General features: G+C 73.8%; 25 protein-coding genes. 15 read left to right on the top strand and 10 right to left on the bottom strand.

Translation table 11 applies throughout. The annotated features are described in order from the left end of the window. Positions 1-187 precede the first annotated feature (187 nt). Both FB380_RS14430 and FB380_RS14425 read left to right on the top strand, forming a co-directional pair. Entirely contained in the window at positions 188-1,234 is a 1,047-nt protein-coding gene (locus FB380_RS14430; protein ID WP_166755637.1) for a phosphotransferase family protein, read from the top strand. A 58-nt stretch (positions 1,235-1,292) separates the two neighbouring features. Then, the gene (locus FB380_RS14425; RefSeq protein WP_229681886.1) at positions 1,293-1,841 is read left to right on the top strand and encodes a LytR C-terminal domain-containing protein; all 549 of its coding nucleotides are present in this window, start codon (positions 1,293-1,295) and stop codon (positions 1,839-1,841) included. A gap of 22 nt (positions 1,842-1,863) precedes the next feature. Here the strand turns inward: FB380_RS14425 and FB380_RS14420 are convergent, their stop codons facing one another. Further along, complete coding sequence (locus FB380_RS14420; protein ID WP_166755636.1) at positions 1,864-2,691, bottom strand: inositol monophosphatase family protein; 828 nt, start codon at positions 2,689-2,691, stop codon at positions 1,864-1,866. 62 nt (positions 2,692-2,753) lie between these two features. Between FB380_RS14420 and ppgK the strand changes: the two genes are divergently transcribed. The 5 genes from ppgK to FB380_RS14395 all read left to right on the top strand — a co-directional run bounded on the left by ppgK (position 2,754) and on the right by FB380_RS14395 (position 9,641). After that, positions 2,754-3,497: a polyphosphate--glucose phosphotransferase gene (gene ppgK / locus FB380_RS14415; protein ID WP_166755635.1), complete on the top strand. Its 744-nt coding sequence runs from the start codon at positions 2,754-2,756 to the stop codon at positions 3,495-3,497. A gap of 330 nt (positions 3,498-3,827) precedes the next feature. Further along, positions 3,828-5,174, top strand: coding sequence for an RNA polymerase sigma factor (locus FB380_RS14410; protein ID WP_166755634.1), 1,347 nt, complete (start codon positions 3,828-3,830; stop codon positions 5,172-5,174). A 480-nt stretch (positions 5,175-5,654) separates the two neighbouring features. After that, complete coding sequence (locus tag FB380_RS14405; protein ID WP_208382862.1) at positions 5,655-5,879, top strand: DUF7455 domain-containing protein; 225 nt, start codon at positions 5,655-5,657, stop codon at positions 5,877-5,879. 146 nt (positions 5,880-6,025) lie between these two features. Next, a complete protein-coding gene (locus tag FB380_RS14400) occupies positions 6,026-8,488 on the top strand; it encodes a VanW family protein (protein ID WP_208382861.1) in 2,463 nt (820 codons plus the stop codon). 67 nt (positions 8,489-8,555) lie between these two features. Further along, positions 8,556-9,641, top strand: coding sequence for a YihY/virulence factor BrkB family protein (locus FB380_RS14395; protein ID WP_166755633.1), 1,086 nt, complete (start codon positions 8,556-8,558; stop codon positions 9,639-9,641). Between the two features lie 66 nt (positions 9,642-9,707). On the opposite strand, the gene FB380_RS14390 is transcribed toward FB380_RS14395, so the two are convergent. Next, entirely contained in the window at positions 9,708-9,935 is a 228-nt protein-coding gene (locus FB380_RS14390) for a DUF3039 domain-containing protein (RefSeq protein WP_166755632.1), read from the bottom strand. Positions 9,936-10,002: 67 nt separating this feature from the next. Here FB380_RS14390 and FB380_RS14385 point away from each other — a divergent pair, with 67 nt between their 5' ends. Beyond that, the gene (locus tag FB380_RS14385; protein WP_166755631.1) at positions 10,003-10,941 is read left to right on the top strand and encodes a pseudouridine-5'-phosphate glycosidase; all 939 of its coding nucleotides are present in this window, start codon (positions 10,003-10,005) and stop codon (positions 10,939-10,941) included. Positions 10,942-10,949: 8 nt separating this feature from the next. Continuing rightward, the gene (locus FB380_RS14380; protein WP_166755630.1) at positions 10,950-11,834 is read left to right on the top strand and encodes a carbohydrate kinase family protein; all 885 of its coding nucleotides are present in this window, start codon (positions 10,950-10,952) and stop codon (positions 11,832-11,834) included. 1 nt (position 11,835) lies between these two features. Here the strand turns inward: FB380_RS14380 and FB380_RS14375 are convergent, their stop codons facing one another. From FB380_RS14375 to FB380_RS14360, 4 genes are all read right to left on the bottom strand, one after another. Continuing rightward, complete coding sequence (locus FB380_RS14375) at positions 11,836-12,171, bottom strand: DUF3099 domain-containing protein (RefSeq protein WP_166755629.1); 336 nt, start codon at positions 12,169-12,171, stop codon at positions 11,836-11,838. A gap of 162 nt (positions 12,172-12,333) precedes the next feature. After that, the gene (locus tag FB380_RS14370; RefSeq protein ID WP_166755628.1) at positions 12,334-12,942 is read right to left on the bottom strand and encodes an HhH-GPD-type base excision DNA repair protein; all 609 of its coding nucleotides are present in this window, start codon (positions 12,940-12,942) and stop codon (positions 12,334-12,336) included. 230 nt (positions 12,943-13,172) lie between these two features. Further along, positions 13,173-13,364 carry an SRPBCC family protein gene (locus FB380_RS14365; protein ID WP_188959521.1) on the bottom strand — a complete coding sequence of 64 codons (192 nt, stop codon included), beginning with the start codon at positions 13,362-13,364 and terminating at the stop codon, positions 13,173-13,175. A 46-nt stretch (positions 13,365-13,410) separates the two neighbouring features. Next, the gene (locus FB380_RS14360; protein ID WP_166755627.1) at positions 13,411-14,142 is read right to left on the bottom strand and encodes a Crp/Fnr family transcriptional regulator; all 732 of its coding nucleotides are present in this window, start codon (positions 14,140-14,142) and stop codon (positions 13,411-13,413) included. A gap of 190 nt (positions 14,143-14,332) precedes the next feature. Here FB380_RS14360 and FB380_RS14355 point away from each other — a divergent pair, with 190 nt between their 5' ends. Both FB380_RS14355 and FB380_RS14350 read left to right on the top strand, forming a co-directional pair. Further along, complete coding sequence (locus tag FB380_RS14355; RefSeq protein WP_229681885.1) at positions 14,333-14,797, top strand: hypothetical protein; 465 nt, start codon at positions 14,333-14,335, stop codon at positions 14,795-14,797. A 364-nt stretch (positions 14,798-15,161) separates the two neighbouring features. Continuing rightward, positions 15,162-17,195, top strand: coding sequence for a SpoIIE family protein phosphatase (locus FB380_RS14350; RefSeq protein ID WP_166755626.1), 2,034 nt, complete (start codon positions 15,162-15,164; stop codon positions 17,193-17,195). 39 nt (positions 17,196-17,234) lie between these two features. Here the strand turns inward: FB380_RS14350 and FB380_RS14345 are convergent, their stop codons facing one another. After that, positions 17,235-17,813 (bottom strand): hypothetical protein, encoded by a 579-nt coding sequence (locus tag FB380_RS14345; RefSeq protein ID WP_166755625.1) that lies wholly within the window; start codon positions 17,811-17,813, stop codon positions 17,235-17,237. Between the two features lie 174 nt (positions 17,814-17,987). On the opposite strand from FB380_RS14345, the gene FB380_RS14340 reads away from it, so the two are divergent. From FB380_RS14340 to FB380_RS14325, 4 genes are all read left to right on the top strand, one after another. After that, entirely contained in the window at positions 17,988-18,689 is a 702-nt protein-coding gene (locus FB380_RS14340; protein WP_229681884.1) for a TetR/AcrR family transcriptional regulator, read from the top strand. Between the two features lie 108 nt (positions 18,690-18,797). Next, positions 18,798-19,271, top strand: a complete 474-nt coding sequence (locus tag FB380_RS14335) for a Fur family transcriptional regulator (RefSeq protein ID WP_166755623.1) — start codon at positions 18,798-18,800, stop codon at positions 19,269-19,271. Further along, entirely contained in the window at positions 19,268-21,487 is a 2,220-nt protein-coding gene (katG, locus tag FB380_RS14330) for a catalase/peroxidase HPI (RefSeq protein ID WP_166755622.1), read from the top strand. Before FB380_RS14335 ends, katG begins: the two co-directional genes overlap by 4 nt. A 202-nt stretch (positions 21,488-21,689) precedes the next feature. Next, entirely contained in the window at positions 21,690-22,319 is a 630-nt protein-coding gene (locus tag FB380_RS14325; RefSeq protein ID WP_166755621.1) for a DUF305 domain-containing protein, read from the top strand. A 15-nt stretch (positions 22,320-22,334) separates the two neighbouring features. On the opposite strand, the gene FB380_RS14320 is transcribed toward FB380_RS14325, so the two are convergent. The 3 genes from FB380_RS14320 to FB380_RS14310 all read right to left on the bottom strand — a co-directional run bounded on the left by FB380_RS14320 (position 22,335) and on the right by FB380_RS14310 (position 25,549). Further along, positions 22,335-23,099 (bottom strand): hypothetical protein, encoded by a 765-nt coding sequence (locus FB380_RS14320; protein WP_166755620.1) that lies wholly within the window; start codon positions 23,097-23,099, stop codon positions 22,335-22,337. A 187-nt stretch (positions 23,100-23,286) separates the two neighbouring features. After that, positions 23,287-24,447, bottom strand: coding sequence for a polysaccharide deacetylase family protein (locus FB380_RS14315; protein WP_166755619.1), 1,161 nt, complete (start codon positions 24,445-24,447; stop codon positions 23,287-23,289). Positions 24,448-24,601: 154 nt separating this feature from the next. Then, a complete protein-coding gene (locus FB380_RS14310) occupies positions 24,602-25,549 on the bottom strand; it encodes a DUF808 domain-containing protein (RefSeq protein ID WP_166755618.1) in 948 nt (315 codons plus the stop codon). Positions 25,550-25,663: the final 114 nt, after the last annotated feature.

Here is a 25,663-nt window from a genome sequence, read left to right as displayed (position 1 = left end):
GGTGCACCGGAACGGGTCCGGGTCGGCCGGTGGGCGAGCACGCCTCCCCGTCCGTCCCGGCGTCCTGCACTCCAGCCAGCCGCCCAACGCCGTCCGGCCCCGGTTTGTGCCCGACTCCCGGAGACCGACACATCGGGCGCCCGGGAGGCCGACCGAGCCGCGGAGCGCCAGAGGCTACCCTGCCGCCGTGGGGACTCCAGTGGGTGCTGATCCGGGGGTCGTCGGGCCCTACCTGGCGACTGCTCTCGGGCACGAGAAGTGGCGTTCGGTCCGGGTCGAGCTGATCGCCGCGGGCATGTCGAACCTCACCTACGTGGTCACGCCGGAGGGCGGTCCCGAGGACGACGCGGTGATCCTGCGCCGGCCGCCGACGGGTGCGGTGCTGGCCACCGCCCACGACATGGTGCGCGAGCACCGGGTGATCTCCGCGCTGGCCGGCACCCCGGTCCCGGTGCCCCGCACGCTGCACCTGTGCACCGACACCGCGGTGCTCGGCGCTCCGTTCTACGTGATGGAACGGGTGGTCGGCGTGCACGTGGTCAGCGAGCTGCCGCCCGGGTACGCCGACGGGCCGGACCAGCGCCGTGCGGTCGCCGACGGCCTGATGGACACCCTCGCCGCGCTGCACGCCGTCGACCCCGACGCGGTCGGGCTGGGCGACTTCGGCCGGCCCGAGGGGTTCCTGGAACGGCAGGTGCGCCGCTGGACCAAGCAGTGGGACGCCACCCGCGACACCGACCGGCCGGCGCTGGACGCGCTGGCCGCCCGGCTGGCCGAGACGGTGCCCGCCACCCGGCGCACGGGCATCACGCACGGCGACTACCGGCTGGACAACTGCCTGCTCGACCCGCAGACGCCCGGCCGGGTGCGCGCCGTCCTGGACTGGGAGATGTCCACGCTGGGCGACCCGCTCACCGACCTGGGGATGCTCTTCGTCTACTGGCCGCAGGCCGGTGAGGACCGCGCCGTCTCGGTCTCCCAGGTCACCACGCTGCCCGGTTTCCCGACCCGGCTGGAGCTGGCCGAGCGGTACGCCGCGAGCAGCGGCGCCGACGTGTCGGACCTGAACTGGTACGTGGGCTTCGCCTACTTCAAGTTCGCCGCGATCGTCGCCGGCATCGTGGCCCGGTCGGCGGCCGGCGCGATGGCCGGCAAGGACACCACCGGCTACGCCGACAAGATCGACCCGTGTGTGGAGCTCGGACGCGCCGCACTCGAGGACGGTGCGCTGTAGCCGCTCCGGACGCCGCTAGGGTCGACCGGGTGTACGTGCCGGCCGCTGTGAGGACCCCGTGACCGAGCTCGCCGACGACACCGACGAGCGCCGCCCCGACGCCCGGCGCCGCAACCGCCGGCCGGTGCCCGCCCTGGTGTTCCTGCTGGTGCTCGCCCTCGCCGCCATGGGCGTGTGGTGGAACGTGCTCAGTGACGAGCGGGCCCGGGAGGAGGCGGCCGAGGCCGTCTGCAGCAGCGCCAGCGACGTGCCCACCGAGCTCGACCCGGCCACCGTGTCCATCCGGGTGTACAACGCCACCGACACCCCCGGCCTGGCCGGTGAGGTCACCACGACCCTGGAGAGCCGCGGGTTCGTCGTGACCGAGACCGCCAACGACCCCAGCACCGCCGAGGTGACCGGGGTCGGGGAGCTGCGGTTCGCAGGCCCGGGACGGGAGGCCGCCGACTTCCTGCGGCTGTACCTGCCCGGCGCCACCGACCGGGTGGACACCCGGTCCACCGGCGTCGTCGACCTCGTGATCGGGCCGGACTTCGCCGGCCTGGCCACCGAGGAGGAGGTCGCTGCCGCGCTCGTCGCCGCGGCGAGCGCCGAAGCCGACTGCTGACCCGCCGCCGGGCGGCCGCCGGTCAGCCGGCGGCGTGCAGCCGGTCCAGCAGGGCGATCAGCGGCTCGGCGACCGACGCGGCCGAGGCGACCGCCATCGGCTCGGCGAACGGGCGGCCGCCCGTCCCGGTGACGACCAGCCCCGCCTCCGCGGCGATCAGTGCACCGGCCGCGTGGTCCCAGGGCTTGAGGTCCAGCTCGTAGTAGGCGTCCACCCGGCCCGCCGCAGCGGCGCACAGGTCCAGCGAGGCGCATCCCCAGCGGCGGATGTCCCGGACCTCGGGGAGCAGCTGCGCCACGACCGCGCCCTGGGCGCGGCGCTGCTCCACCCGGTACCCGAAGCCGGTCGCCACCAGGGTCTGCTCCAGCGAGGCCGGCGCGCTGCCGTGCAGCTGCATCGCCGCCGCCCCCGGGGCGGTGAGCCAGGCACCCCGGCCGCGGACGGCGGTGAACAGCTCGCCGGTGCCGGCGTTGAGCACCACCCCGACCTCGGTGCGGCCGTCGACCTCGCCGGCGATGGAGACGGCGAAGGCGGGCAGGCCGTAGAGGAAGTTCACGGTGCCGTCGATCGGGTCGACCACCCACCGCACGCCGCTGGTGCCCGTGCGGGACGCCCCCTCCTCCCCCAGCACCCCGTCGTCCGGCCGGGCCTCCAGCAGCCGGCGGACGATCAGCTCCTCGCTGGCGGTGTCCACGGCGGTCACCACGTCGACAGGGCTGGACTTGGTGTCGACCTGCTCCGCGGCGCGGCTGCGCCCCGCCCCGACGAGGACCGCCGCCTCCTCGGCGGTGGCCCGGGCCAGCTCCAGCAGCTCGGTGGACAGGTCGGGCACGGGGGCGCCGGAGGTCATCACGGAGAGCGATCCTGCCCGACCTGTGACCCGTCCGCGGCAGGGGTCGCTAGCCTGCCCCCGTGCAGGGCTTCGGAGTGGACATCGGTGGCAGCGGCATCAAGGGCTGTGTGGTCGACCTGGACAAGGGCGAGCTGGTCGGGGAACGGGTGCGCATCCCGACCCCGCAGCCGGCCCTGCCCGACCCGGTCTACGGCGTCGTGGCCGACATCGTCGGGCAGTTCGGCTGGGAGGGACGCATCGGCGTCACCTACCCGGGGGTGATGAAGCACGGGGTGGCCTTCACCGCCGCCAACATGGACAAGACCTGGATCGGCACCGACATGGCCGCCGGGCTCGAGGCGGTCATCCCCGGCACCGTCCAGACGCTCAACGACGCCGACGCCGCCGGCATCGCCGAGATGGCCTACGGCGCCGGCCGTGGCGAGCGCGGTCTGGTGCTGATGCTCACCTTCGGCACCGGCATCGGCAGTGCTCTGTTCATCGACGGCACGCTCGTCCCCAACACCGAGTTCGGCCACATCGAGGTCGACGGCCAGGACGGCGAGAAGCGTGCGTCGGCGTCGGCCCGGGAGCGCGAGGACCTCAGCTACCCGCAGTGGGCCAAGCGCGTGGACCGGTACCTGGACACGCTGGAGGCCAGCCTGTGGCCCGACCTGATCATCGTCGGCGGCGGGGTGAGCAAGAAGGCGGACAAGTGGGTGCCGCTGCTGTCCACCCGGACCCGGGTGGTCGCCGCCGAGCTGCTCAACGACGCCGGGATCGTCGGCGCGGCGCTCGCGGCCGAGCAGCACATCGGCCAGTGACGCCGGGCTGACCTCGCACGGTCCCCTTCCCTGACCGGGACGGGGACCGTGCTGGTCACCGCGCCGTGCGCGATGCGGACCCGGGGAGTCACGCGCGGGGAGAACCAGTGGACCGCTGCGTGCCCGTCGTTACAATGACAAGGCCCCACCGCGACGCTCCCAGCCAACAGGTCATCCCCATTCCCGGCCCGGCGAAACCCCCGCACGGCAGTGCGTCTCGTCCGGTCCGTCGATGGGCCCCTGCCACGCCGAGGCGTCGTGCGGGCCGCTGCCCGCAGGCCACCGCGGCCCTCCAGGAACGCACTGCAGTAACACGGGAAGGAACCCCGAGTGCCCGCCGACCAGCCAGGACCGGACGCGACCACGCTGAGCAGCCAGAGTCGCAGCAGGACGGTCGCCGCCCGTGCCAGCGCCCCCGCGTCGACCACCGCACCGGTGACCACGGCGGCCAAGAAGGCCCCGGCCAAGCGGGCCCCCGCGAAGAAGGCCGCGTCGCGCAAGCCGACGATCACCCCCTCCCCCGGCACCGGTGAGGGCACCGTCCTCACCGCCGTCGCCTCCGACGCGGCGACCGTCGCCGTCGTCGACGCCGGCGCCGAGGGCCTCAAGCTCGACGAGACCGTGGTCACCGGCAAGGACGGCGTCGCCGTCGCCGAGACCGACGAGAAGGACGCCGAGGCCAGCGGCGACTTCGAGTGGGACGAGGAGGAGGAGTCCGAGGCGCTGCGGCAGGCCCGCAAGGACGCCGAGCTCACCGCCTCGGCCGACTCGGTCCGCGCCTACCTCAAGCAGATCGGCAAGGTCGCCCTCCTCACCGCCGAGGAGGAGGTCGACCTCGCCAAGCGGATCGAGGCCGGGCTCTACGGCTCCGAGCGGCTGCGCCAGGTCGAGGAGGAGGGCCAGAAGCTCTCCCCGCAGATGCGCCGGGACCTCAACTGGATCGTCCGGGACGGCGAGCGCGCCAAGAACCACCTGCTGGAGGCCAACCTCCGCCTGGTGGTCTCCCTGGCCAAGCGCTACACCGGCCGCGGCATGGCGTTCCTGGACCTGATCCAGGAGGGCAACCTCGGGCTGATCCGCGCGGTCGAGAAGTTCGACTACACCAAGGGCTACAAGTTCTCCACGTACGCCACCTGGTGGATCCGGCAGGCCATCACCCGCGCCATGGCCGACCAGGCCCGCACCATCCGCATCCCGGTGCACATGGTCGAGGTCATCAACAAGCTCGGCCGCATCCAGCGCGAGCTGCTCCAGGACCTGGGCCGCGAGCCCACCCCGGAGGAGCTGGCCAAGGAGATGGACATCACCCCGGAGAAGGTGCTGGAGATCCAGCAGTACGCGCGGGAGCCGATCAGCCTGGACCAGACCATCGGCGACGAGGGCGACAGCCAGCTCGGTGACTTCATCGAGGACTCCGAGGCCGTGGTGGCCGTGGACGCGGTGAGCTTCACGCTGATGCAGGACCAGCTGACCAGCGTGCTGCAGACGCTGTCGGAGCGGGAGGCCGGCGTCGTCCGGCTGCGGTTCGGGCTGACCGACGGCCAGCCGCGCACGCTGGACGAGATCGGCCAGGTCTACGGGGTCACCCGGGAGCGGATCCGGCAGATCGAGTCCAAGACGATGTCCAAGCTGCGCCACCCCAGCCGCTCCCAGGTCCTGCGCGACTACCTCGACTGAGGGGACACCCCCTCCTCCTCATCCCTCGCAGGCTCGGGACGAGCCTCTGGAGGGGGCCGGGCGGAGCCCTCACGCGGGCCCTGCAGGCGGACCGAGAGCCACTGCGGCCGGTGACCCGAGAGGTCACCGGCCGCTGGCGTGTCCGGCTCCGGAGCGGGTCGACCGCTCCCATCGGGTGACGCTGAGGTGTCCGACGGCACGCATCGGGTAGACGGCGTAGCGTGGGCGTCGTCAGAACAGCAGCGGACCCACACACCGCCAGCCGGTGACAGCACCACCCAGCACGTGCACCACCCGGACCCAGTTCCGAACCAGTGACGTCCCCTGCTGACCCGTTCCACCGCACCTCGAGTGTCACGACCGCATCTCATTCGGCGAGTTCGTGCACGACGGGCGCAGGATCGGGAACACGAGGGGCCATCCTGGCGCTGTGCAGGAGGCCGATCCGCAGTCGCGGGTCCGTGCGGTAGAGAGCGAGTGATGAGCCAGATGACCCAGACGCTGACGACGACCCCGCCCACCGAAGACCTCGTCGTTCCCTTCCACTGCGACCGTTGCGGTGCTCTGGCCAAGGTGCGCGTGGTCCTCCCGAACGGGAGCGACCTCGCCTTCTGCGGACACCACGCACGTGAGTACGAGGACAAGCTGCGCGACATCGCGGCGGACATCATCGAGACCGACGGCGAGGCGCGCCTCTCCCACTGAGTGGGGCAACTATCGTCGCGCCAGCGATGAAGCCCTCACCCGACGAAGCCGCCGACAGCCCGGACCCGCACCGCGGGACCGGGGGGTCGGCGGCTTCGTCGTCGCCGGGACCGGCCACCGGTCCCCCTCGATCCGGAGTTCGACCGATGCCGCAGGAAACCCGCGGGGTCTCCGACACCGTGCGCCTGCAACCCGACGGCACCGTCGGCAGCAGCCGCCCGGCGCCGCCCGCACCGCCGGCCCCGCCCACGGCGGGGCCCGCCCAGGCCGACCCGTCGGCCGCAGCCGAGCCACCGGCCCCCACCGCCACCACGGACGGCGCCGACCCCGAGCAGGCCGCGAGCGTCGACCAGCCCACGGACACCCCGCCGACCGGTGACGCCCAGGAGACCCAGCAGACCGGGGACGTCCAGCGACCGGCCGACGGCGGACAGCCGGTGGACACCCCGCAGGCCGGGGACACCCAGGTGATCGGCCCTCCGGTCGAGGGAGACCGGTCGCCCGCACCCGAGCAGTCGCCGGCCACCGGAGCACCCGCCCCCGTCGCCGAGACGGTCTCGGCCGACTCCCCGACGGCGTCGAGCACCCAGGTGATCGGGTCTCCCGTGGAGACCACCGCCGAGGACACCGCCGTGGTGACCCGCGTCGACACCCCGGGCCCGGCACCCGACCGCGCACCCGGCGGCGGGGCCCACCCGAGCTCCACCGACGGCGTCTCCTCCCCCACCGGCCCGAGCGGCCCGGGCGGTCCGCCGCCGGTGGACCCGGCCGACGGCGGCACGGGCAGCGGCGGCGAGGGCGACAGCGGGCCCCTGTGGCGCCGACGCAGCGTGCTGGTGCCTGCGGCGGTCCTGCTCGCCCTCGGCGTCCTCTACGGCGCCGACCTGGCCCTCGCCGGCGGTGACGTCCCCCGCGGGACCGTCGTCGGCGGCGTCGACGTGGGCGGCCTCTCCACCGCCGCCGCCGCCCAGCGGCTGGAGGGCGACCTGGCCCCGAAGGTCGCCGCCGACCACCCCGTGGTGGCCGACGACGTGACGGGCGTGCTGCACCCGGCGAGCGCCGGGATCACCCTCGACGTGCCGGCCACCGTCGACGCTGTCGACGACCAGCCCCTCAACCCGTGGACCCGGCTCACCACGCTGTTCAGCGACCGGGACGTCGACGCCGTGCTGACCGCCGACGAGACGGCGCTCGGCGCGCAGCTGGACCAGCTCGCCGCCACCGTGGACCGTGCGCCCGTCGACGCGACGATCACCCTCGACGGCACCGAACCGTCGCTCGTGGAGCCGGTCGACGGCCGGTCCCTGGACCGGGAGGGCGCGGCCGAGGCGATCACCGCGACGCTGGCCGCCGGCGGCGCGGTCGACCAGCCCATCGAGCTCCCGGTCGACGTGACCGAGGTGCAGGTGGAGGCCGAGGAGGCCGCGCGGGTGCTGGAGGAGACGGTGACCCCGGCCCTCTCGGCCCCGGTCACCGTGGTCGGCCCCGACGGTGCGGAGTCCGTGGAGATCCCGGTCACCGCGATCGCCGCGTCCCTGACGTTCACCCCCCAGGACGACGGCACCCTCGCCGTCGCCGTCGACCCGGCGGCACTGCAGACCCAGATGGACGAGGCCTTCGGGGTCTTCGGCTCCCCCGCCCAGGACGCCCGGTTCGAGGTCTCCGGCGACACGATCGCCGTCGTCCCGTCGGTGGACGGCCAGGGCATCAACCCGACCCAGCTCGCCGACCAGCTGCTCCCGGTGCTCACGGAACCGGCGCCGCGCACGGTCACCGGCGTCCTCGGCCCGGTGCCGGCGTCCCTCACGACCGAGCAGGCGCAGGCGCTGGGGATCACCGAGAAGGTCAGCTCCTTCACCACCCAGTTCACCAACCAGGCCAGTGGCACGAACATCCGCGTGGTGGCGGAGGAGGTCGACGGGGCCCTCGTCCGGCCGGGCGAGACCTTCAGCCTCAACGGGTACACCGGGCCACGCGGCACGGCGCAGGGCTACGTCCCGGCGGCGGTGATCAGCGGCGGTGAGCTGTCGCAGGCCGTGGGCGGCGGGATCAGCCAGTTCGCGACCACCATGTTCAACGCGGTGTTCTTCGCAGGGCTGGAGGACGTCTACCACAAGCCGCACAGCTTCTACATCAGCCGCTATCCGGCGGGACGCGAGGCCACGGTCTACGAGGGTCAGATCGACCTCGAGTGGCGCAACGACACCGACACCGGGATCTACGTGCAGACCGAGTGGACCCCCAGCTCCCTCACGGTCACCTTCTGGGGCACGAAGTACTACGACATCGAGTCGATCAGCAGCGAGCGCCGCAACATCCGGGAGCCCGCCGTCCAGGAGAAGGTGGACGAGGGGAACTGCACGCCCCAGTCGGGGGCGCGCGGCTTCGACATCACCGTGACCCGGGTGTTCCGGGACCTCGAGACCGACGCCGAGCTGCGGCGCGAGGACTTCGACACCCGCTACGCGGCCGAGGCGATCATCCAGTGCGTGGCGCCGCCCGAGCCGCCCGCCGACCCGGCTGCCGTCGACCCGGCGACCGGCGGGACGACGCCGACCAGCCCGCCGGCCACCCCGCCGGCCACCCCGACGCCCGCCCCGGCCGGCTGACACCGGGAGCGGGCGCCGAAACGGGCACCGGGGCACTCCGGGCACCCGGGCCGTGCACACTGGACCCGTGGCCTCCGTCGTCCCCCGCAGCTCAGCGGCGCACGCCGGTGACCTGGGCGGCGACACCGCCGAGACCGCACCGCCGACCGACCAGCCCACGCGACAGGGCTCCGGGCGGGCCGAGGAGCCACCCCGGCGGGGGCTGGTCGCCCGGCTGCCGACGGCCGTGCGGGTGCCGCCGCAGGTGCTCGGCCGCACGTTGGCCAAGGCCTGGAACGACCGCATCCTGGGGTTGTCGGCGGAGGCGGCCTTCTGGCAGATCCTCTCCGTGCCCCCGCTGCTCATCGGGCTGCTGGGCTCCCTGGGCTACCTCAGCTCGTGGATCGGCCAGGGCTCGGTGGCCCAGATCGAGGCCGAGCTGCTCGCCGCCTCCAACGAGGCGCTGACCCCCCGGGTCGTCGAGCAGCTGGTCGAACCGACGCTGAACGACATCCTCGGTTCCGGCCGGCTGGAGATCGTGAGCATCGGTTTCGTGATCTCGCTGTGGGCCGGGTCCTCGGCCACGGCGACGTTCCTCAACACCGTCGTCATCGCCTACGACCAGCGGGACGTGCGGGGCCCGATCAGGACCCGGCTCATGGCGCTGTGGCTGTTCATCGTCGGGCTGGTGCTGGCCGTGCTGACGTTGCCGCTGCTGGTGCTGGGGCGCGGGACGCTGGTCTCGCTGCTGCCCACCGACTGGCAGGGCACCGCGTCACTGCTGGTCAACGCCGTCTACTGGCCGCTGGTGGTCATCGCCCTGGTCCTGGGGCTGACGAGCTTCTACCACGTCATCCTGCCGCGACGGCTCCCGTGGCACCGGCACCTGCTCGGCGGGCTGTTCGCCGTCGTCTTCTTCATCGGCGCCGCGGTGGTGCTGCGCAGCTACGTGGCCGACATCCTCACCGTGGCGCTGCCCTACGGTGCGCTGGCCGCGCCGATCGCCGCGCTGCTGTTCTGCTTCCTGCTCGGGATGTCGCTGCTGCTGGGCGCGGAGCTCAACGCCACCATCGAGGCGCGGTGGCCGGCCCCGCGCCGCCGGCACGACGAGCGCCGGCAGCGCCGGCGGGCGGCGAAGATCGAGCTCGAGGCCCAGAAGCTGGGCCTGCGTTGAGGTCGTCGGCCGTCGGCCCCGTCCAGAGGCTCGTGCCGAGCTCGCGAGGCAAGAGGACGGGGTCCTTCACTTCTTGAGCTGGTTGTAGACCTCCTTGCAGGCCGGGCACACCGGGCTGCCGGGCTTGGGCGACTTGGTCACCGGGAACACCTCGCCGCACAGCGCCTCGACCATCGTCCCCATGACCGCGCTCTCGGCGATCTTGTTCTTCTTGACGTAGTGGAAGACCTCGTTGGCGTTGCCGGTGTCGGACTCGCGGACGTCCGGACGCTCGAGGATGTCGCTGCTGCTCACGGTCTGCTCCCTCGATCAGGGGTTCGGGCCGGGATCGGTCCGTACGGGGTGCCCCCATGATGGCAGGGTGACGCCGAGCCCCCACTCCCCCAGCCCGTCCACGGCCGTCCTCTCCCCCGAGGTCGCCGACGCGCTCGCCGGGGGGCGGCCGGTGGTCGCACTGGAGAGCACCTTGCTGGCGCACGGCCTCCCGCGGCCGGAGAACCGCACCGCAGCCGACCAGGTCGAGGACGCCGTCCGCGCCGGGGGCGCGGTGCCGGCCACCGTCGCCGTGCTGGACGGCGTGCCGCACGTGGGCCTGACCGCGGCGGAGGTCGACCGGGTGTGCGCCGACCCGGACCTCGCCAAGCTCGGGGTCCGCGACCTGCCGATCGCCGCGGCGCTGGGGCGCAGCGGGGCCACCACGGTCTCCAGCACGGCCCTGCTCGCCGCCCGGGCCGGGATCGGCGTCTTCGCCACCGGCGGCCTGGGCGGGGTGCACCGGCACGCCGGCGACACCTTCGACGAGTCCGCCGACCTGACCGCGCTGTCGCGCACCTCGCTGGTCGTGGTCTGCGCCGGCGTGAAGTCGATCCTCGACGTCCCGGCGACCCTGGAACGGCTGGAGTCCCTGTCGGTCACCGTCGTCGGCTACCGCACGCACCGGTTCCCCGGCTTCTACGTCGCCGACTCGGGCTCCCCCGTCGACTGGTCGGTGGCGTCCGCGGCCGAGGCGGCCCGGGTGTTCGCCGCGCGGCGCGAGCTCGCGCCCGGGGCGGTCGTCGTGGCCAACCCGCTCCCGGCGGACCAGCAGCTGGACCCCGGGCTGCACGACCGGGTCATCGCCGACGCCCTCGCCGCGGCCGACGCCGCCGGGGCACGCGGCAAGGACGTCACCCCGTTCGTCCTCGGGCACCTGCACGAGGCCAGCGGCGGCGCGACCCTCGCGGTCAACGTGCGGCTGGTGCTGCGCAACGCCGAGCTGGCCGGGCGGATCGCGGCCGAGCTCGCCGCGCTCCCCTGCTGAGCGCGGCCGTGCCGGCGCCCCGGGTCGTGGTCGTCGGCGACGCCTGCACCGACGTCGTCGTCCTGCTGGCGGGTGCGCCGGCACCGGGGTCGGACCGGCCGGCGTCGATCACCACCCGGGGCGGTGGCGCCGGGGCCAACGTGGCCGCGCACCTGGCGGCGCTGGGGACCCCGGTCCAGCTCGTCGGCTGCGTGGGCGCGGACGTCGCCGGTGAGGCGCTGCGCCGGGAGCTGGCGGCCGCGGGCGTGACCCTGGCGCTGCGCACGGTGGACACGGCGCCGACCGGGACGATCGTCAGCCTGGTCGAGCCCGGCGGGGAGCGCAGCATGCTGGCCGACCGCGGCGCCAACCTGGCGCTGCGGCCCGCCGACGTACCGGCGCCGCCGGCCGGCGGGCACCTCCACCTGTCCGGCTACACGCTGCTGGACCCCGGCTCGCGCGCCGCCGGGCTGGCCGCCCTGGCGGCGGCACACCGGGCCGGCTGCACCGTCTCGGTCGACCCGGCCTCGACCGGCCCGCTGGCCGCCCACGGGGTCGACCGGTGGTCAGCCGACACCGCGGCGTCGACGCTGCTGCTGCCGAACGCCGACGAGGCCCGCCTGCTCACCGGGTGCACCGACGTCGAGGCAGCCGCGCGGGAGCTGGCCGCCCGGTACCCGGTCGCCGTGGTCAGTCTCGGCGCCGACGGCGCGCTGTGGGCCGCCGGGGACCTCCTGGTGCACCGGCCGGCGCACCCGGCCACGGTGGTGGACACCACCGGCGCGGGCGACGCCTTCACCGCGGGGGTGCTGGCGGCCTGGACGGCGGCGGACGGACACCCCGACCCGGGGATCGCCCTGGAGTCCGGCCTGGCGCGGGCCGCCACCGTGGTGGGACGGCCCGGCGCCCGCTGACTCACATGTCGATGACGCGGGCCTTGCTGCTGCCGGACTCCAGGATCCGGTCCGGTGCCGGCGGGCGGTACCGGTTCATGTCGATCTTCTTCCGCGGCGGCCGGTCGTTGGCCATGACGACGGCGACCCACGGGAGCACGGTGCCGAGGACGGCGAAGACCGCCATCAACCAGATGGAGTAGGTGTAGGTCATCGCGGCCAGGACGAGGCTGACACCACGGATCGCCATGGTGATCGCGTAGCGCTTCTTGCGTGCGGCGTGCTGGTCGACCTGGCTGGGCTCGGCCTCGGTGATGAGGACCGGCTCGGTGCGGCTGCTGGACTGGCTGGAGGCCACGGACGCCCTTCCCTGGACCGGCCGGGGGAAGGGCGGCGGTGGTCGGCTGGATCGCGCGCTGCTGGGTCTTGCGACCGGCCCCCGGAGCCCCCGGCTCCTGGCCTCCATGGTGCCACTCGATCGTGCGCGATGCAGCGATCCGGCGGGCTTTCCTGCGGTGCGTCAGTCGGTGCCGGCCCGCGCGGCGCGGGCCTCCTTGGCGGCCTGCTTGGCGGCCTGCTTGGTGCTGCGCACCTCGGCCAGGGACGCCGGGTCGGTGATGTCGGCGACCGACCGGCGGGACCCCTCCTGGCCGTAGTCGCCGGCCGCCTCGCGCCAGCCGGGCGGGGTCACGCCGCACTGCTTGCCGAGCAGGGCCAGGAAGATCGCCGCCTTCTGGGCGCCGAACCCGGGCAGCTCCCGGAGCCGGCGGAGCAGGGTGGCGCCGTCGGGGACGTCGGCCCAGACGGCGTCGGCCCGGCCGTCGTAGCGCTCGACCAGCGCGCGGGCGAGCTCCTGGGTGCGGCCGGCCATCGACCCGGGGTAGCGGTGCACCGCCGGCGGGCCGGCGAAGTGCCGCTGCAGCACCTCGGGGTCGCACTCGGCCAGCTGCACCGCCGACAGCGTCTCCACGCCCAGCCGGTCGGCCAGCAGCCGTGGCCCGGCGAAGGCGCGCTCCATCGGGAACTGCTGGTCCAGCAGCATGCCGATCAGCAGGGCGAGCGGATCGCGGCTGAGCAGCTCGTCGGCAGCGTCGTCCTGGGCGATGCGGAGGGTCGGCACACGGGACATCGTGCCGCAGCACGAGCCGGGCGCGATCGCCCTCCGACCCGGAGGTGCCTCGCCGGGTGTCCCGCGAGTGGGTCGCCGTCCCCACCGTCGGGCGGGACCTGTGGCAGCAGGTCCCCGCGGCGGCGGTGGACGTCGCTCGGCTGCAGGCCGCCCCGTGGCTCAGCGCGCCCGGAGCTGCTCGGTGAGCCGAGCCAGGTCCTTGGTCATCGCGCCCTTCATCGCCCTCGCCATCACCGGCGCCGCCCGAGGAAGCGCGCCTCGAACTCCATGCGGGAACCCACGGCGACCGGAGGCGGGGTCTGCCAGTGCACCGACACGATGTCGGCGTACCACTGCGGCGCGTTCCCCGGACCACCGGCGTAGGACGCCACCACCTCCCGCGGGTACGGGATCAGCGCCTCCACCGCCACGTCGACGTCCACGGCACGAGCATGCCCCCTCGCTCCCGATGCAGGACCGGCTCCCGCCTCACCATCCGCCCTGGTCGGCAGCCATCCGCAACCGGTGGCGGTCGAGGACGACCACCGCGCCACGGCGCAGCCGCACCACACCGGCGTCCCGGAGATCGCCCAGCAGCTTCGTGGTCGTGACCCGGGTCGTGCCGACGAGGTCGGCGAGCTGCTCGTGGGTCAGCCGGATCTCCGCACCGCGGCTCGACAGCAGGCCGGTCTCCGGGGCGGACTCGACGAGGTGGCACAGGACGGCCGCGATCCGCTGCGGCACCGGCTTGAGCACGGCATCGGCCAGTCGCTGCTCGACCTCGGCCAGCCGCCGACCGAGACCGCAGATGACGCGCCCGGCGATGCGCCCGTCGGCCAGCAGCAACGAGCGCACGTCGTGCTCGCTCATCAGGCACAGCACGCTCGGCTCCAGCGCTTCGGCGAACCCGTCACCCATGCGCTGGCCCACGAGCTCCATCTCCCCGAACAGCGCGCCCTGTCCGAGGACGGCGAGGGTCAGCCGGCGCCCCTCCCGCGACAGCCGGTAGATGCACACGCTCCCCGCCTTGACGATGAAGAGCACCGGCTGCGACTCGTGCGGCGACCACAGCAGGGTCCCGGCGGGCACGGTGCGCATGGGTGCAGCGGCGGCCAGGTCTGCCATCTCCTGCTCGGACAGGTCCCGCAGGACCTCGGTCTCGGAGAGGCAGAACACCGGAGCCGACGGCACCCGGGCCCGGTCCGCCGCTCCTGCGGTCATGGCGCTCCCTCCGCGGGCCGGGCGAGCTCGACGGACGTCCGGCCGACGTCCTCGACCCCCTGCACCACCCACTCTGGCAGGAGAGAGCACCCCGCTGTGTGTCCTGGGACACAGAAGGCAACCCCCCGGCTCCCTACCGTCCCGGAGGGAGGAGCGGGCCGCAGGGGCCCGCGACGGAAGGAGGCCGACGATGACGAGCGGAACGGGAGTGGCAGCGACCCCGGCGTGGACCGGTCAGGTGCTCGTCCGCCGGGCTGCCGTCGGGGTGACCGGCGGGCTGGTCGGCGGGGTCGTGTTCGGTCTCATGATGCAGGCCTGGGGCATGATCCCGATGGTCGCCCAGCTGGTGGAGAGCAGCTCGACGACCGTGGGCTGGGTGGTGCACCTGCTGATCTCGGCCTTCTTCGGCGCGGTTCTGGCCGTTGCCCTGGGGCACGTGGTGCGAGGGCTGCTCCCCGGCACGCTGCTGGGCGTCGGCTACGGCGCCGTGCTCTGGGTCATCGGCCCCCTCGTGCTGATGCCCGCCCGGCTGGGCATGCCGCTGTTCACGATCGACGACATGACGCTGCAGAGCCTGGTCGGTCACCTGGTGTTCGGCCTCCTCCTCGGCGTGGTGTCGGCCGCGCTGCTCCGCTCCCGCGCCGCGCGGCCGTAGGCGACGCCCCGGCCGGCCGATGCGACCAGGGACCGGCCGGGGCGTCGGCGCCCCCCGCAAGGGGGCGCCGACGCCGCTGCGGGTCCACGTCGACGACGGATGCGGCAGCTGCCTCCGGGCCCGCCCGACCGCAGCGCGCCCACGAGCCGTGACCGGTCATGCCGGACACGGCACGAGGCGAACGGCGTCTCCAGGAGTCCGGACCAGGTCGAGTCCGTGATCCCCAGCGGCGAGCCTGCGCCTCCTGGGGCTCGCTGCCGCGATCGACGGACGTCCGGCCCTGTGCCATCCGGGCGGGATCTGACAGGGTCGTGCGGAGGGGTCCCGTTGATCAGGCGGGGTCCTCGTCATGGCGGAGGCCCCGATGAGACGCCTGCCGGTGCCCTGGCGGCTGGTCCTGGCCGTCGCGGCCGGCTACGCCGCCGGGTCGCTCGTCTCCTTCGCGCTCTTCGCGTCGCCTGCGCCGGGACCGGTGCTGTTCCTGCCGGCCGGGGTCACCTTCGCCGCGCTGGTCCTCAGCGAACCGCGGCGATGGCCGTGGGTGCTGGCCACGGCGGCGCTCGTGGAGGTGGTCATCGACCGGAGCCAGGGCATCGGTCCCGTGGCGGCGTGGGGGTTCGCCCTGGCCAACACAGCCGAGCCGCTCGTGGGAGCCGGCCTGCTGCGCCGGTTCGCCCCGCACCCCGACCTGAGCCGCCGCCGGGATCTCGGCGCCTTCCTGCTCTGCGGCGTGGTGGCCGGACCACTGGTGGGTGCCACGATCGGGTCGCTGACCATCCGGCTCGCACAGGGCCCCGCCGTGTCGGACGTCCTCCTCCCGTTCTGGGCGGGGGACGGGCTCGGTGTGCTGACCGTGGGCGGCGCCGTGCTGACCTGGCGGCTCGATCGGGGTCGGCCCGGCGCGCCTGGCCCCGCCGGGCGGGCAGCGCTCCTGCTGCTGACCGCCGGGGTGACGGCCACCGCCTTCTGGCCGGTCGGCATCGCGACGGCCTACCTGACGCTGCCCTTGCTGGTCTGGCTCGCCGTCCGGTACGGCGTCGCCGTCGTCACCGAGGCAGGGGTGGTCGTCGCGGTCGTCGCCAACGTGCTGACCGTTGCCGGGCGCGGTCCGTGGGCCCCGCTCGCCGACACGCCCCGGTTGGAGGCCGCCGTCCTGCAGCTGTTCCTCGCCGTGGCCGTGCTCACCGCCTGGCTGCTGGCCGTGGAGATCACCGAGCGGGAACGGGCCCGCTCGGTCTCCCTGCGGGAGACCGAGGCGCGGCGCCGGGTGGAGGCACTGCAGGACGTGACCGCCGGGCTGGCGACCGCCCCGACCAGCGACGCCATCGCCGAGGTGCTGGCCCGTTCGGGGATCTGCCTGCTCGCCGAGTCGGGCGCCGTCGGGGTGCTCACGCAGGACGGCGCGCGGCTGCGGGTCCGGGCGACGTCCGGGCAGGTGTACGACATGCCGATCGACGACCCGTCGGCCCTGGCCGGCGCGGCCCGGCGCCATGCCCCCGTCCACGCCTGGTCACCCAGCGCCCTGGCGGTGCCGGCCCGCACCGCCGGTCAGACCTTCGGTGCACTGGAGTTCCGCTTCGCCGACGCCCAGCCGGTCGACGAGGACATGACCGCAGTGGCCCGCACACTCGCCGAGCTCATGGCCTCCGCGCTGTACCGGGCCCGGCTGTACGAGGACGAGCGGGACGCGGCCCACCAGTTGCAGCAGGCCTTCCTGCCGGTCGTGCCCGACGACCTCCCCGGAGCCCGGTTCTCCGGGTGCTACCGGCCGGCCGACGAGGACCACGACATCGGCGGTGACTGGTACGACGCCTTCCCCCTGCGGGGCGAGCGGGTCGGCTTCGCCGTCGGGGACGTCGTCGGCCACGACCTGCGGGCCGCCGCCGCGATGGGCCGGCTGCACACCGCGCTCCGTGTCCTGGCCTTCGAGCTGGACGAGGGACCGGCCGCGGTGCTCGAGGCGCTCGACCGGGCGTCCCTGGACATCCCCGGCGCGGCGATGGCCACCATCGGCTACGGGGAGTTCGACCCGGCCACCGGCCGGCTGTGCTACGCCTGCGCCGGGCACCCGCCGCCGCTGCTGGTCACCGGTCACCACGCCGACTACCTCGCCGGCGGCCGGTCCCGCCCGGTCGCCACCGAGTCCCGGCCGCGCCCCGAGGCGAGCGTCGACATCCCGGCCGGCTCCATGCTGGTCTGGTACTCGGACGGACTGCTCGAGCGGCGCGACGAGGACCTCGACGCCGGTCTCGAGCGGCTGCTGTCGGTCACGTCCCGGCTGGACGGCGACGACCCCCAGGCCTGGCGCGACACCGTGATGCAGGAGATGACCGCCGGTCATCGGCTGCTCGACGACGTGGTGCTCATCTGCCTGCGGCTGCAGCCGTCCCCACCCTGACCGCCGCGCCGGCGCCGGAGACGACGTGCTGGGCTCGGGTCATCGCCGTGCCCCTCGGCGGGAGACCGCCGACGCGCCGACGGCGGACGTCCGTCCGGTGAGGCGCAGGAACAGCAGCCCGGAAAGGGCCGAGAACGCGAGCGCACCGGTCGCGCCGAAGACGGTGTACGCGGCGTCGACGTCCACGCCGGCGAGCGTGGTGACGGTCCACCCGAGTGCCCACAGCGGCGGCACCGTCACCGCCCAGGCCCAGCGGTGCGGCACGGTGCGCGGCAGGGTCAGCGCCTGCGCGGGGCCGAGGACCGCGCCGGTGAGGGCGCCCATCACCGCGAGATCGGCCAGGGTGGTGCCGTAACCGACGACGACGGCACCGAGCAGCAGGCCGCAGCCGGTGCCGATCGCCGTCGTGACGGGCCACCGGAGCGCCGGCAAACGGCCGCGGCCGGCGATCACCTGCCCCACACCGATGACCAGCCCGGTGACGGCGCCACCGAGGAGCGCCGCGCCGGGGTCGTCGACCGGGCCGGCGAGTGCGCGCCCGATCAGACCGGCGGGCGGGAAGGCCAGGAAGCCCAGGGTCCACCACGCCCAGGCGCGCACCGGGGAGCGGGAGGTCATCGCCCCCACCGCCCGGCTGCCGAGAGTTCCGGGGCCGTGACCAGCACCGCCCCGGTGGACCGTCGCTGCCGGTGCGACGTGGGGTCCGTCATGACCGACCACCTCCGCTCCGTTTCTGTACGCCGTACAGATGTTGTACGGTGTACAGCAATCAGTCAAGAGGGAGGAGTGCCCGTGTCGGTTGCCTCCGAGGGGAAGCGACGAGGGCGACGCCGCGCACTGACCGAGGACGAGATCGTCGATGCCGCACTGTCCCTGCTGGACGGGGGTGGCGTGGAGGCGATGTCGATCCGGGCCGTCGCGGCCCGCGTGGGAGTGGCACCCAACGCCGTCTACACGTACTTCCCGGACAAGGCGGCGATCGTGCGGGCCCTGGTCGAACGCCTGCTCGGCCAGGTCGACCACGGCATGTTCACCGATGGCGCGAGGCCCTGGGAAGACCGGGTCGAGGCCGTCGCCGTGGAGCTGCGGAACCGCCTGTCGGAGCACCCGGCCGCGGTCGGGCTGATGATCGGCGGGCCGATGGACGGCCCCCATGCGCTGTCCCTCAACGAGCACCTCCTCCGCCTGCTCGCCGGCGCGGGCCTGGACCCGGACGAGGCCGCACGCGCCTCGTACCTCCTGATCGTCTACATCTTCGGCTCGATCGCCCTGGAGGTCGCTGATCAGCACCGGCCCGGCCCCCTGCCGACCGAGGACGCGCGGACGGCCGAACGGCGTGAGCGCTTCGCCCGGACGCCGGACGACACCTTCCCGCTCACCGCCGCAGCAGCACCCACGATGGCCGGCTACGTCTCCACCGAGCAGTACCTCTGGGGACTGCACCGGGTGCTGGACGGCATCGCTGCCCGGGCGGCCGCCCCGGGGGGTTCCTGAGCACGGTCGCCGGCAACCCGACTGCCCCGTCGACCCAGGTCGACCCAGCGCCCATCACCCGGCGCGGCGTTTCTTGACTCACTCAAGAGAGCGCGCCAGGATCACCGCATGCCCGACGCCGCCTCGCTCGCGCGAGACCTGCGCGCCGCCGGCCTGCGGGTCACCCGCCCGCGGCTGGCGGTGCTGGACGCCGTGCACGCCCACCCGCACCAGGACACCGACACCCTCATCGACGCCGCACGCACGCGCCTGGACGCCGTGTCCCACCAGGCGGTCTACGACGTCCTGCGGGTGCTGACCGACTCGGGTCTCATCCGGCGGATCCAGCCACAGGGCTCGGTCGCCCGCTACGAGGCGCGCATCGGCGACAACCACCACCACCTGGTCTGCCGGGACTGCGGCGTGATCGTCGACGTCGACTGCGCCGTCGGCGCGGCCCCCTGCCTGACCCCCTCCGAGGACGCCGGCTTCACCGTCGACGAGGCCGAGGTCGTCTTCTGGGGCCGCTGCCCGGACTGCGCGGCAGCCCCACCACACACCCTCCCCACCGCCCCGCCCCCCTCCCAGGAAGGTCGACCATGACGAACGAGACCGACAAGATCTCCACCGAGAGCACCAGCGAGAGCGAGAACCCGGCGATCCCCTCGCCGACGGCGCACACCGACCAGCGGCCGCGGACCAACCGGGACTGGTGGCCGAACCAGGTCGACCTGTCGGTGCTGAACAAGCCTTCGCGGGACTCCGACCCGCTCGGGGCGGACTTCGACTACAAGGCCGCGTTCGCCACGCTCGACGTCGACGCGCTCAAGCGCGACCTGGCCGAGCTGATGCGCACCTCGAAGGACTGGTGGCCCGCGGACTGGGGCCACTACGGCCCGCTGTTCATCCGGATGTCCTGGCACGCCGCCGGCACCTACCGCAGCGCTGACGGCCGCGGCGGCGGTGGCAGCGGCGAGCAGCGCTTCGCCCCGCTGAACAGCTGGCCGGACAACGCCAACCTGGACAAGGCCCGCCGCCTGCTGATGCCGATCAAGCAGAAGTACGGCCGCAAGATCTCCTGGGCCGACCTGCTCGTCCTCGCCGGCAACGTCGCGCACGACGACATGGGCCTGAAGACCTTCGGGTTCGGTTTCGGCCGGGAGGACGTCTGGCAGCCCGAGGAGGTCTTCTGGGGCCCGGAGGACACCTGGCTCGGTGACGAGCGGTACGCCGACGACGCCGCGCTCGACCTCTCCGAGGGCGCCCTGGCCAACGTGACCATGGGGCTGATCTACGTCAACCCCGAGGGCCCGAAGGGCCAGCCCGACCCGCTCGCGTCCGCGCACGACATCCGCGTGACGTTCAGCCGGATGGGGATGAACGACGAGGAGACCGTCGCCCTCATCGCCGGCGGCCACACCTTCGGCAAGACCCACGGCGCCGGCAACCCGGAGCTGATCGGCCCGGAGCCCGAGGGCTGCCCGGTGCACGGCAACGGCCTGGGATGGCGGAACCAGCACGGCACCGGCAAGGGCGCCGACACCATCACCAGCGGCCTCGAGGGCGCCTGGACCCCGACGCCGACGACGTGGGACAACACCTACTTCCAGATGCTGTTCAGCTACGACTGGGAGCTCACCGAGAGCCCGGCCGGCGCCAAGCAGTGGCGGCCGAAGAACCCCGAGGCGCAGGAACTCGTCCCCGACGCGCACATCGAGGGCAAGAAGAACGCGCCGATGATGGCCACGACCGACCTGGCCCTGATGGCCGACCCCGGGTTCCGCGAGATCTCCGAGCGGTTCTACAACGACCCGGACCACTTCGCCGACGCCTACGCCCGCGCCTGGTTCAAGCTGCTGCACCGCGACATGGGGCCGCGCAGCCGCTACCTCGGCCCGGACGTGCCGGACGAGGTGCTCATCTGGCAGGACCCGGTCCCGGCCGTCGACCACGAGCTCGTGGGCGAGGCCGAGGTCGCCGACCTCAAGCAGCGGCTGCTCTCCTCCGGCCTCACCGTCGCGCAGCTGGTGCACACGGCCTGGTCCGCGGCCGCGTCCTACCGCGGCACGGACAAGCGCGGTGGGGCCAACGGCGGCCGGCTGCGGCTCGAGCCGCAGATCGGCTGGGCGGCCAACGAGGGCGTCCGGGACGTGCTGCCGGTGCTCGATCGGGTGCAGGGAGAGTTCCAGGCACAGTCGGGCAAGCAGGTCTCCCTCGCCGACCTCATCGTGCTCGGCGGCACCGCGGCGGTGGAGCAGGCCGCCGCCGACGCCGGCGTCACGGTGACCGTGCCCTTCTCCCCCGGTCGCACCGACGCCTCGCAGGAGCAGACCGACGTGGAGGGCTTCCGCTGGCTCGAGCCGCGGGCCGACGGCTTCCGGAACTGGATCGAGCCGGGCAGCAAGCTGGCCCCGGAGACGCTGCTGGTCGACCGGGCCTACATGCTGGAGCTCACGCCCAAGGAGATGACGGTGCTGGTCGCCGGGCTCCGCGTGCTGGGCGCCACCACCGGTGGCGTGCCGCACGGCGTGTTCACCGACCGGCCGGGCGTGCTGTCCCAGGACTTCTTCCGCAACCTGCTGGACCTGGGCATCTCGTGGCGGACCTCCACCGACGCGGAGGGCGTCTACGAGGGCCTGGACGCCGACGGGACCGTCGTGCGGACGGCGACCGCCGCCGACCTGGTGTTCAACTCGAACTCGATCCTGCGCGGCATCGTCGAGGTCTACGCGGCCGATGACGCCCAGGAGCTGTTCGTGCGGGACTTCGTCACCGCCTGGGTCAAGGTCATGGAGCTCGACCGCTTCGACCTGCGGTAAGGCCCTCACCCGGACGCCCCGGCCCGCCTCGTGCGGACCGGGGCGTCCGCGCGTCCGGGCACGACGGGGCACGCCGACGCGTCGTTTGCCCGTACGACCGTACGGGCATGCGGCCGGGGAGGCCGGCTCGCCTCAGGCCTGCCTGCCGCCGGCACCGGCGGTGCGCGGCGCCTCCCCACGACGACAGGACGGAGACCCGGACATGGCCACGGAGAAGGACGCCCAGGGCACCGAGAAGGGCACGGAGGAGAACGGCGGCGGGATGTCGCACCAGACGAAGATGTACCTGCGCTTCGCCGCCATGATCCTGACGGCCATGGTCGTCATGTACTGGACGATGTTCGCCTCCACGTGGGAGTGGAGCCACGTCCAGTTCAGCGAGAGCCGGGTGCTCATGGCGCTCACCATGGGCGGCACGATGGGGCTGGTCATGCTGGCCTGGATGCTCAACATGTACAAGGACCTGAAGGGCAACATCGCCATCGTGCTGGCGAGCCTCCTGCTGCTGGTCGGCGGCATCGTCCTGGACCGCACCCAGGCCACCGTGGACGACCGCAACTGGATGAGCGCGATGATCCCGCACCACTCGCTCGCCATCACCCGCTCCGAGCGCGCCGACATCGACGACGTCCGCGTGTGCCAGCTGGCCGTCGACATCATCGTGGCCCAGGAGAAGGAGATCGCCGAGATGGAGTGGCTGATCGAGGACATCGAGGAGAACGGCGAGGCCGAGACGGCGGCGGAGGCGCAGGCCCGGCCGGTCCCCGAGTTCGACGGCTCCGCGCTCCGGGACTGTGCCGATCTGACCGAGCAGTCCTCCGCGCAGCCCTGACCGGGCCCGGGCGGGTCAGAGGGCGAGCAGCAACGCCGTGAAGGCGATGCAGGCGCCCGCGAGCACGGGGAAGTGCGCCTGCCCGGACCCCGGCAGCTGCTGCTTGAGGCTGGTGAGGACGATCGAGCCGGCGAGCAGCGCGGAGAAGACCCGCACCGCCGCGTCGCCCAGGTCCACCGCGATGCCGAGCCCCCAGCCGACCAGGACCGCCGCGGCCAGGACCCACCGCCCCAGCCGGTCGTAGGCGCGCGGGTCCTGGTCGCGCAGCGCGATCTCCCCGACGAGGTACCGGGCGGAGAGCGCGATGGTGTAGAGGACCAGCTCGGTCGGACCGGGGCGGACCTGGTGCACGAGCAGGTACCCGACGAACAGGTTGAACACCAGGTACAGCGCGCCGCTCGCCCAGAACGGCCACGGGGTCGGCGTGCTCCCCTCGCGCTGCTGCTCCCGGCGGTCCGCGTCCTGGGCCGCGTCGAGCACCGCGTAGTACAGCAGCAGGCCGCCCAGCGCGACGAGGAACGGGCGTTCGGCCAGCAGCCCGAGCAGCCCCTGCCCCGGGCCGGCGGAGGCCGCGGCGGCGGGCTGCGCCAGGTCGGGCAGCAGGCGGGCGAAGACGTAGGCGATCGCCAGGCCGCCGGCGAGGGACTGGAACACGGCCGACCGGGGCGACACGCGCCGTCGGACCCGGGGCACGAGCAGCTGCACGACCACCAGCGCGCCGGCGGCCGCGAGGGCGGCGACCGGGACCCCGCTCCCGGTCGCCTGGGCGGCACTCAGCATCGGGCGCGGCCCGCTCCCCCGTCGGGACGGGCCCCGCCCGGTCCGGGCACGGCGGAGCCGGACACGGTCGGTCGGGGCTCGCTCGGGACGTCGCAGGGCCCTGGCACCCGGGGAGTCTCCCGCACGGGGACGCGCGCGGATCGACCAGTCCGGCGGCGACCGGCCGCCGGCACGTCCCCGGCCCGGCTCAGCTCCCGGGGATGGTCAGCCGCTGGCCGACCTGCAACACGTTCGGGTCCGGGCCGATGGTCGCGCGGTTGGCCTGGTAGATCTCCCGCCACGTCGCCCTGTACCCCGACGCGATCGCACTCAGCGTGTCCCCCGGCTGCACCACATGGGTCGTCGACCCACTGGCAGGCGGCGGCGAGGCGCCGCCGCCTCCGGAGCCGGCACCGGGGATGGTCAGCCGCTGGCCGACCTGCAACACGTTCGGGTCCGGGCCGATGGTCGCGCGGTTGGCCTGGTAGATCTCCCGCCACGTCGCGCTGTACCCCGACGCGATCGCACTCAGCGTGTCCCCCGGCTGCACCACGTGGGTGCCACCCCGGCCCGGCGACCCGGGGAACGCGCGGCCCAGCGGGTCGGTGAAGGTGTACCCGCGGGAGGCGTAGTAGGAGATGACGTCGTCCAGTGCGGCCACGGTGTTCTGCCGGTACCCACCACCGTCGTGCATGAGCACGATGGGGTGCGCGGTACGGGGCGACGTGGCGCGGTCGATGATCTCCTGCTGGAACGCCGGGCTCGGGTTCGGCGGGCTCGACCAGTCCCGGGTGTCCAGCGACCAGTCGACGACGGTCATCCCCCGGTCCCACGCCAGCCCGGCGATCGCGGGGTCGCGGTGGATGCCGAACGGCCCGCGGAAGAAGCACGGCTGCGAGCCGGTGGCGTCCACGACCGTCTGCGTGGCGCGTTCGATCGTCTGCGTGGCGCGTTCGATCTGGTCCACCCGGGCCGCCGGGGCGACCTGGCTCAGGTCGGGGTGCGACCAGGTGTGGTTCCCGACGGCGTGCCCCTCGGCGACGATCCGGCGCACCAGGTCCGGGTGGGCGGCCGCCTGGTCCCCGCGGACGAAGAACGTGGCGTTGACGCCGTGGGACCGCAACACGTCCAGCACGTCGGGGGTGTTCTGCGGCAGCGGACCGTCGTCGAACGTCAGCGCGACGGTGCGGTCGGCCGTTGCCGGCGTGGTGTCCAGGACGGTGCGGATCGGGGCCGGGCAGTCGGCCGCCTGCGCAGCGTGGCCACCGAGCAGCTGCCCCGAGCAGAGCAGCACCGCAGCGGCGCCCACCGTCGCCAGCCGGCCTCCCCGTCGTCGTCCGTGCGTCCTCCTCGCCCCGATGGCGTCCACGTCGTCGCCCTCCTCTGTGATCGACGTCCCGCCCCAGTCTTCGGAGGACGTCCCATGGGTCAAGGGCACCGCCTCGACACCGGGAGCATCGTCACGAGACCGTCATCGAGCCGGGCGTCAGGACGCCGGCGGCTCTCCCGCGCCGGCGGGCGCCTCAGTGCGCGCCGCTCGCGGGCTGCTTGCGGCGGTGCAGCGTGAGGGTCAGCACGGCCACGATGACGGCACCGACCACGAGCCCGAGGACCGCACTGCCGAGCGTGTTGACCAGCCAGCCGACGACGGACCCGAGGGCTCCGGTCGCCTCCGCGGCCGCCTCCTCCAGGTGGTGCACGACGTCGTAGAGGAACGTCAGACCCAGCTCGTCGGTGCCGACCAGCAGGATGTGCCCACCGACCCACAGCATCGCGGCGGTGCCGACCACGGTGAGCGCGCTCAGCAGCTTCGGCATCCCCTTGACCAGACCGCGACCGAACCGGGCGACGCCCTTGCTGGGGCGCTGGGAGAGGTGCAGGCCGACGTCGTCCATCTTCACGATGAGGCCGACGACGCCGTAGACCAGCACGGTGATGCCCAGCGCGACGACGGCGAGGATGACCGCGCGCGACCAGAAGCCCTGGTCGACCACCTCGTTCAGCGAGATGACCATGATCTCGGCCGAGAGGATGAAGTCGGTCCGCACGGCCCCGGACACGATGGTCTTCTCGTCCGGCAGCGCGTCCTCCACCGTGGCGTGGGTCTCCTCGTGCGGCCGCAGCCGGTGCCAGATCTTCTCCGCCCCCTCGTAGCAGAGGTAGGCGCCGCCGACCATGAGGATCGGGGTGAGGAGGAACGGCAGGAACTCGCTGAACAGCAGCACCGCGGGCAGGATGATCAGCAGCTTGTTGCGCAGCGACCCGAGCGCGATCTTCCGGATGATCGGCAGCTCGCGCTCGGCGTTCAGCCCGTGCACGTACTGCGGCGTCACCGCGGTGTCGTCGACGACGACACCGGCGGCCTTCATGCTCGCCCGCCCGGCCGCGGCCCCGATGTCGTCGATCGAGGCCGCGGCGGCGCGTGCCAGCACGGCCACGTCGTCGAGGAGAGCTACGAGTCCACCCGCCACGGGAGGTCCTTCCGGTCGGTCGGCACACGTGTGCCGTCTGGGTCGTCATGGTCGCTGGTCGGGCCGCACCTCGCACGGCGCACGGGCGTCCCCGACCCGGGAGAGTGTGGAACA

Source organism: Modestobacter marinus (assembly GCF_011758655.1).
GTDB classification, from domain to species: domain Bacteria; phylum Actinomycetota; class Actinomycetes; order Mycobacteriales; family Geodermatophilaceae; genus Modestobacter; species Modestobacter marinus.
Note: the sequence above shows the minus strand (reverse complement) of the source record. Positions and strands in the feature narration are given on the sequence as shown.

Coding starts and splice junctions, on each gene's coding strand:
- FB380_RS14420 (WP_166755636.1), bottom strand. CDS start 2,691: ATGACCTCCGGCGCCCCCGTGCCCGACCTGTCCACCGAGCTGCTGGAG.
- FB380_RS14405 (WP_208382862.1), top strand. CDS start 5,655: ATGAGCCAGATGACCCAGACGCTGACGACGACCCCGCCCACCGAAGAC.
- FB380_RS14400 (WP_208382861.1), top strand. CDS start 6,026: ATGCCGCAGGAAACCCGCGGGGTCTCCGACACCGTGCGCCTGCAACCC.
- FB380_RS14370 (WP_166755628.1), bottom strand. CDS start 12,942: ATGTCCCGTGTGCCGACCCTCCGCATCGCCCAGGACGACGCTGCCGAC.
- FB380_RS14360 (WP_166755627.1), bottom strand. CDS start 14,142: ATGACCGCAGGAGCGGCGGACCGGGCCCGGGTGCCGTCGGCTCCGGTG.
- FB380_RS14355 (WP_229681885.1), top strand. CDS start 14,333: ATGACGAGCGGAACGGGAGTGGCAGCGACCCCGGCGTGGACCGGTCAG.
- FB380_RS14350 (WP_166755626.1), top strand. CDS start 15,162: ATGAGACGCCTGCCGGTGCCCTGGCGGCTGGTCCTGGCCGTCGCGGCC.
- FB380_RS14345 (WP_166755625.1), bottom strand. CDS start 17,813: ATGACCTCCCGCTCCCCGGTGCGCGCCTGGGCGTGGTGGACCCTGGGC.
- FB380_RS14335 (WP_166755623.1), top strand. CDS start 18,798: ATGCCCGACGCCGCCTCGCTCGCGCGAGACCTGCGCGCCGCCGGCCTG.
- katG (WP_166755622.1), top strand. CDS start 19,268: ATGACGAACGAGACCGACAAGATCTCCACCGAGAGCACCAGCGAGAGC.
- FB380_RS14325 (WP_166755621.1), top strand. CDS start 21,690: ATGGCCACGGAGAAGGACGCCCAGGGCACCGAGAAGGGCACGGAGGAG.
- FB380_RS14320 (WP_166755620.1), bottom strand. CDS start 23,099: ATGCTGAGTGCCGCCCAGGCGACCGGGAGCGGGGTCCCGGTCGCCGCC.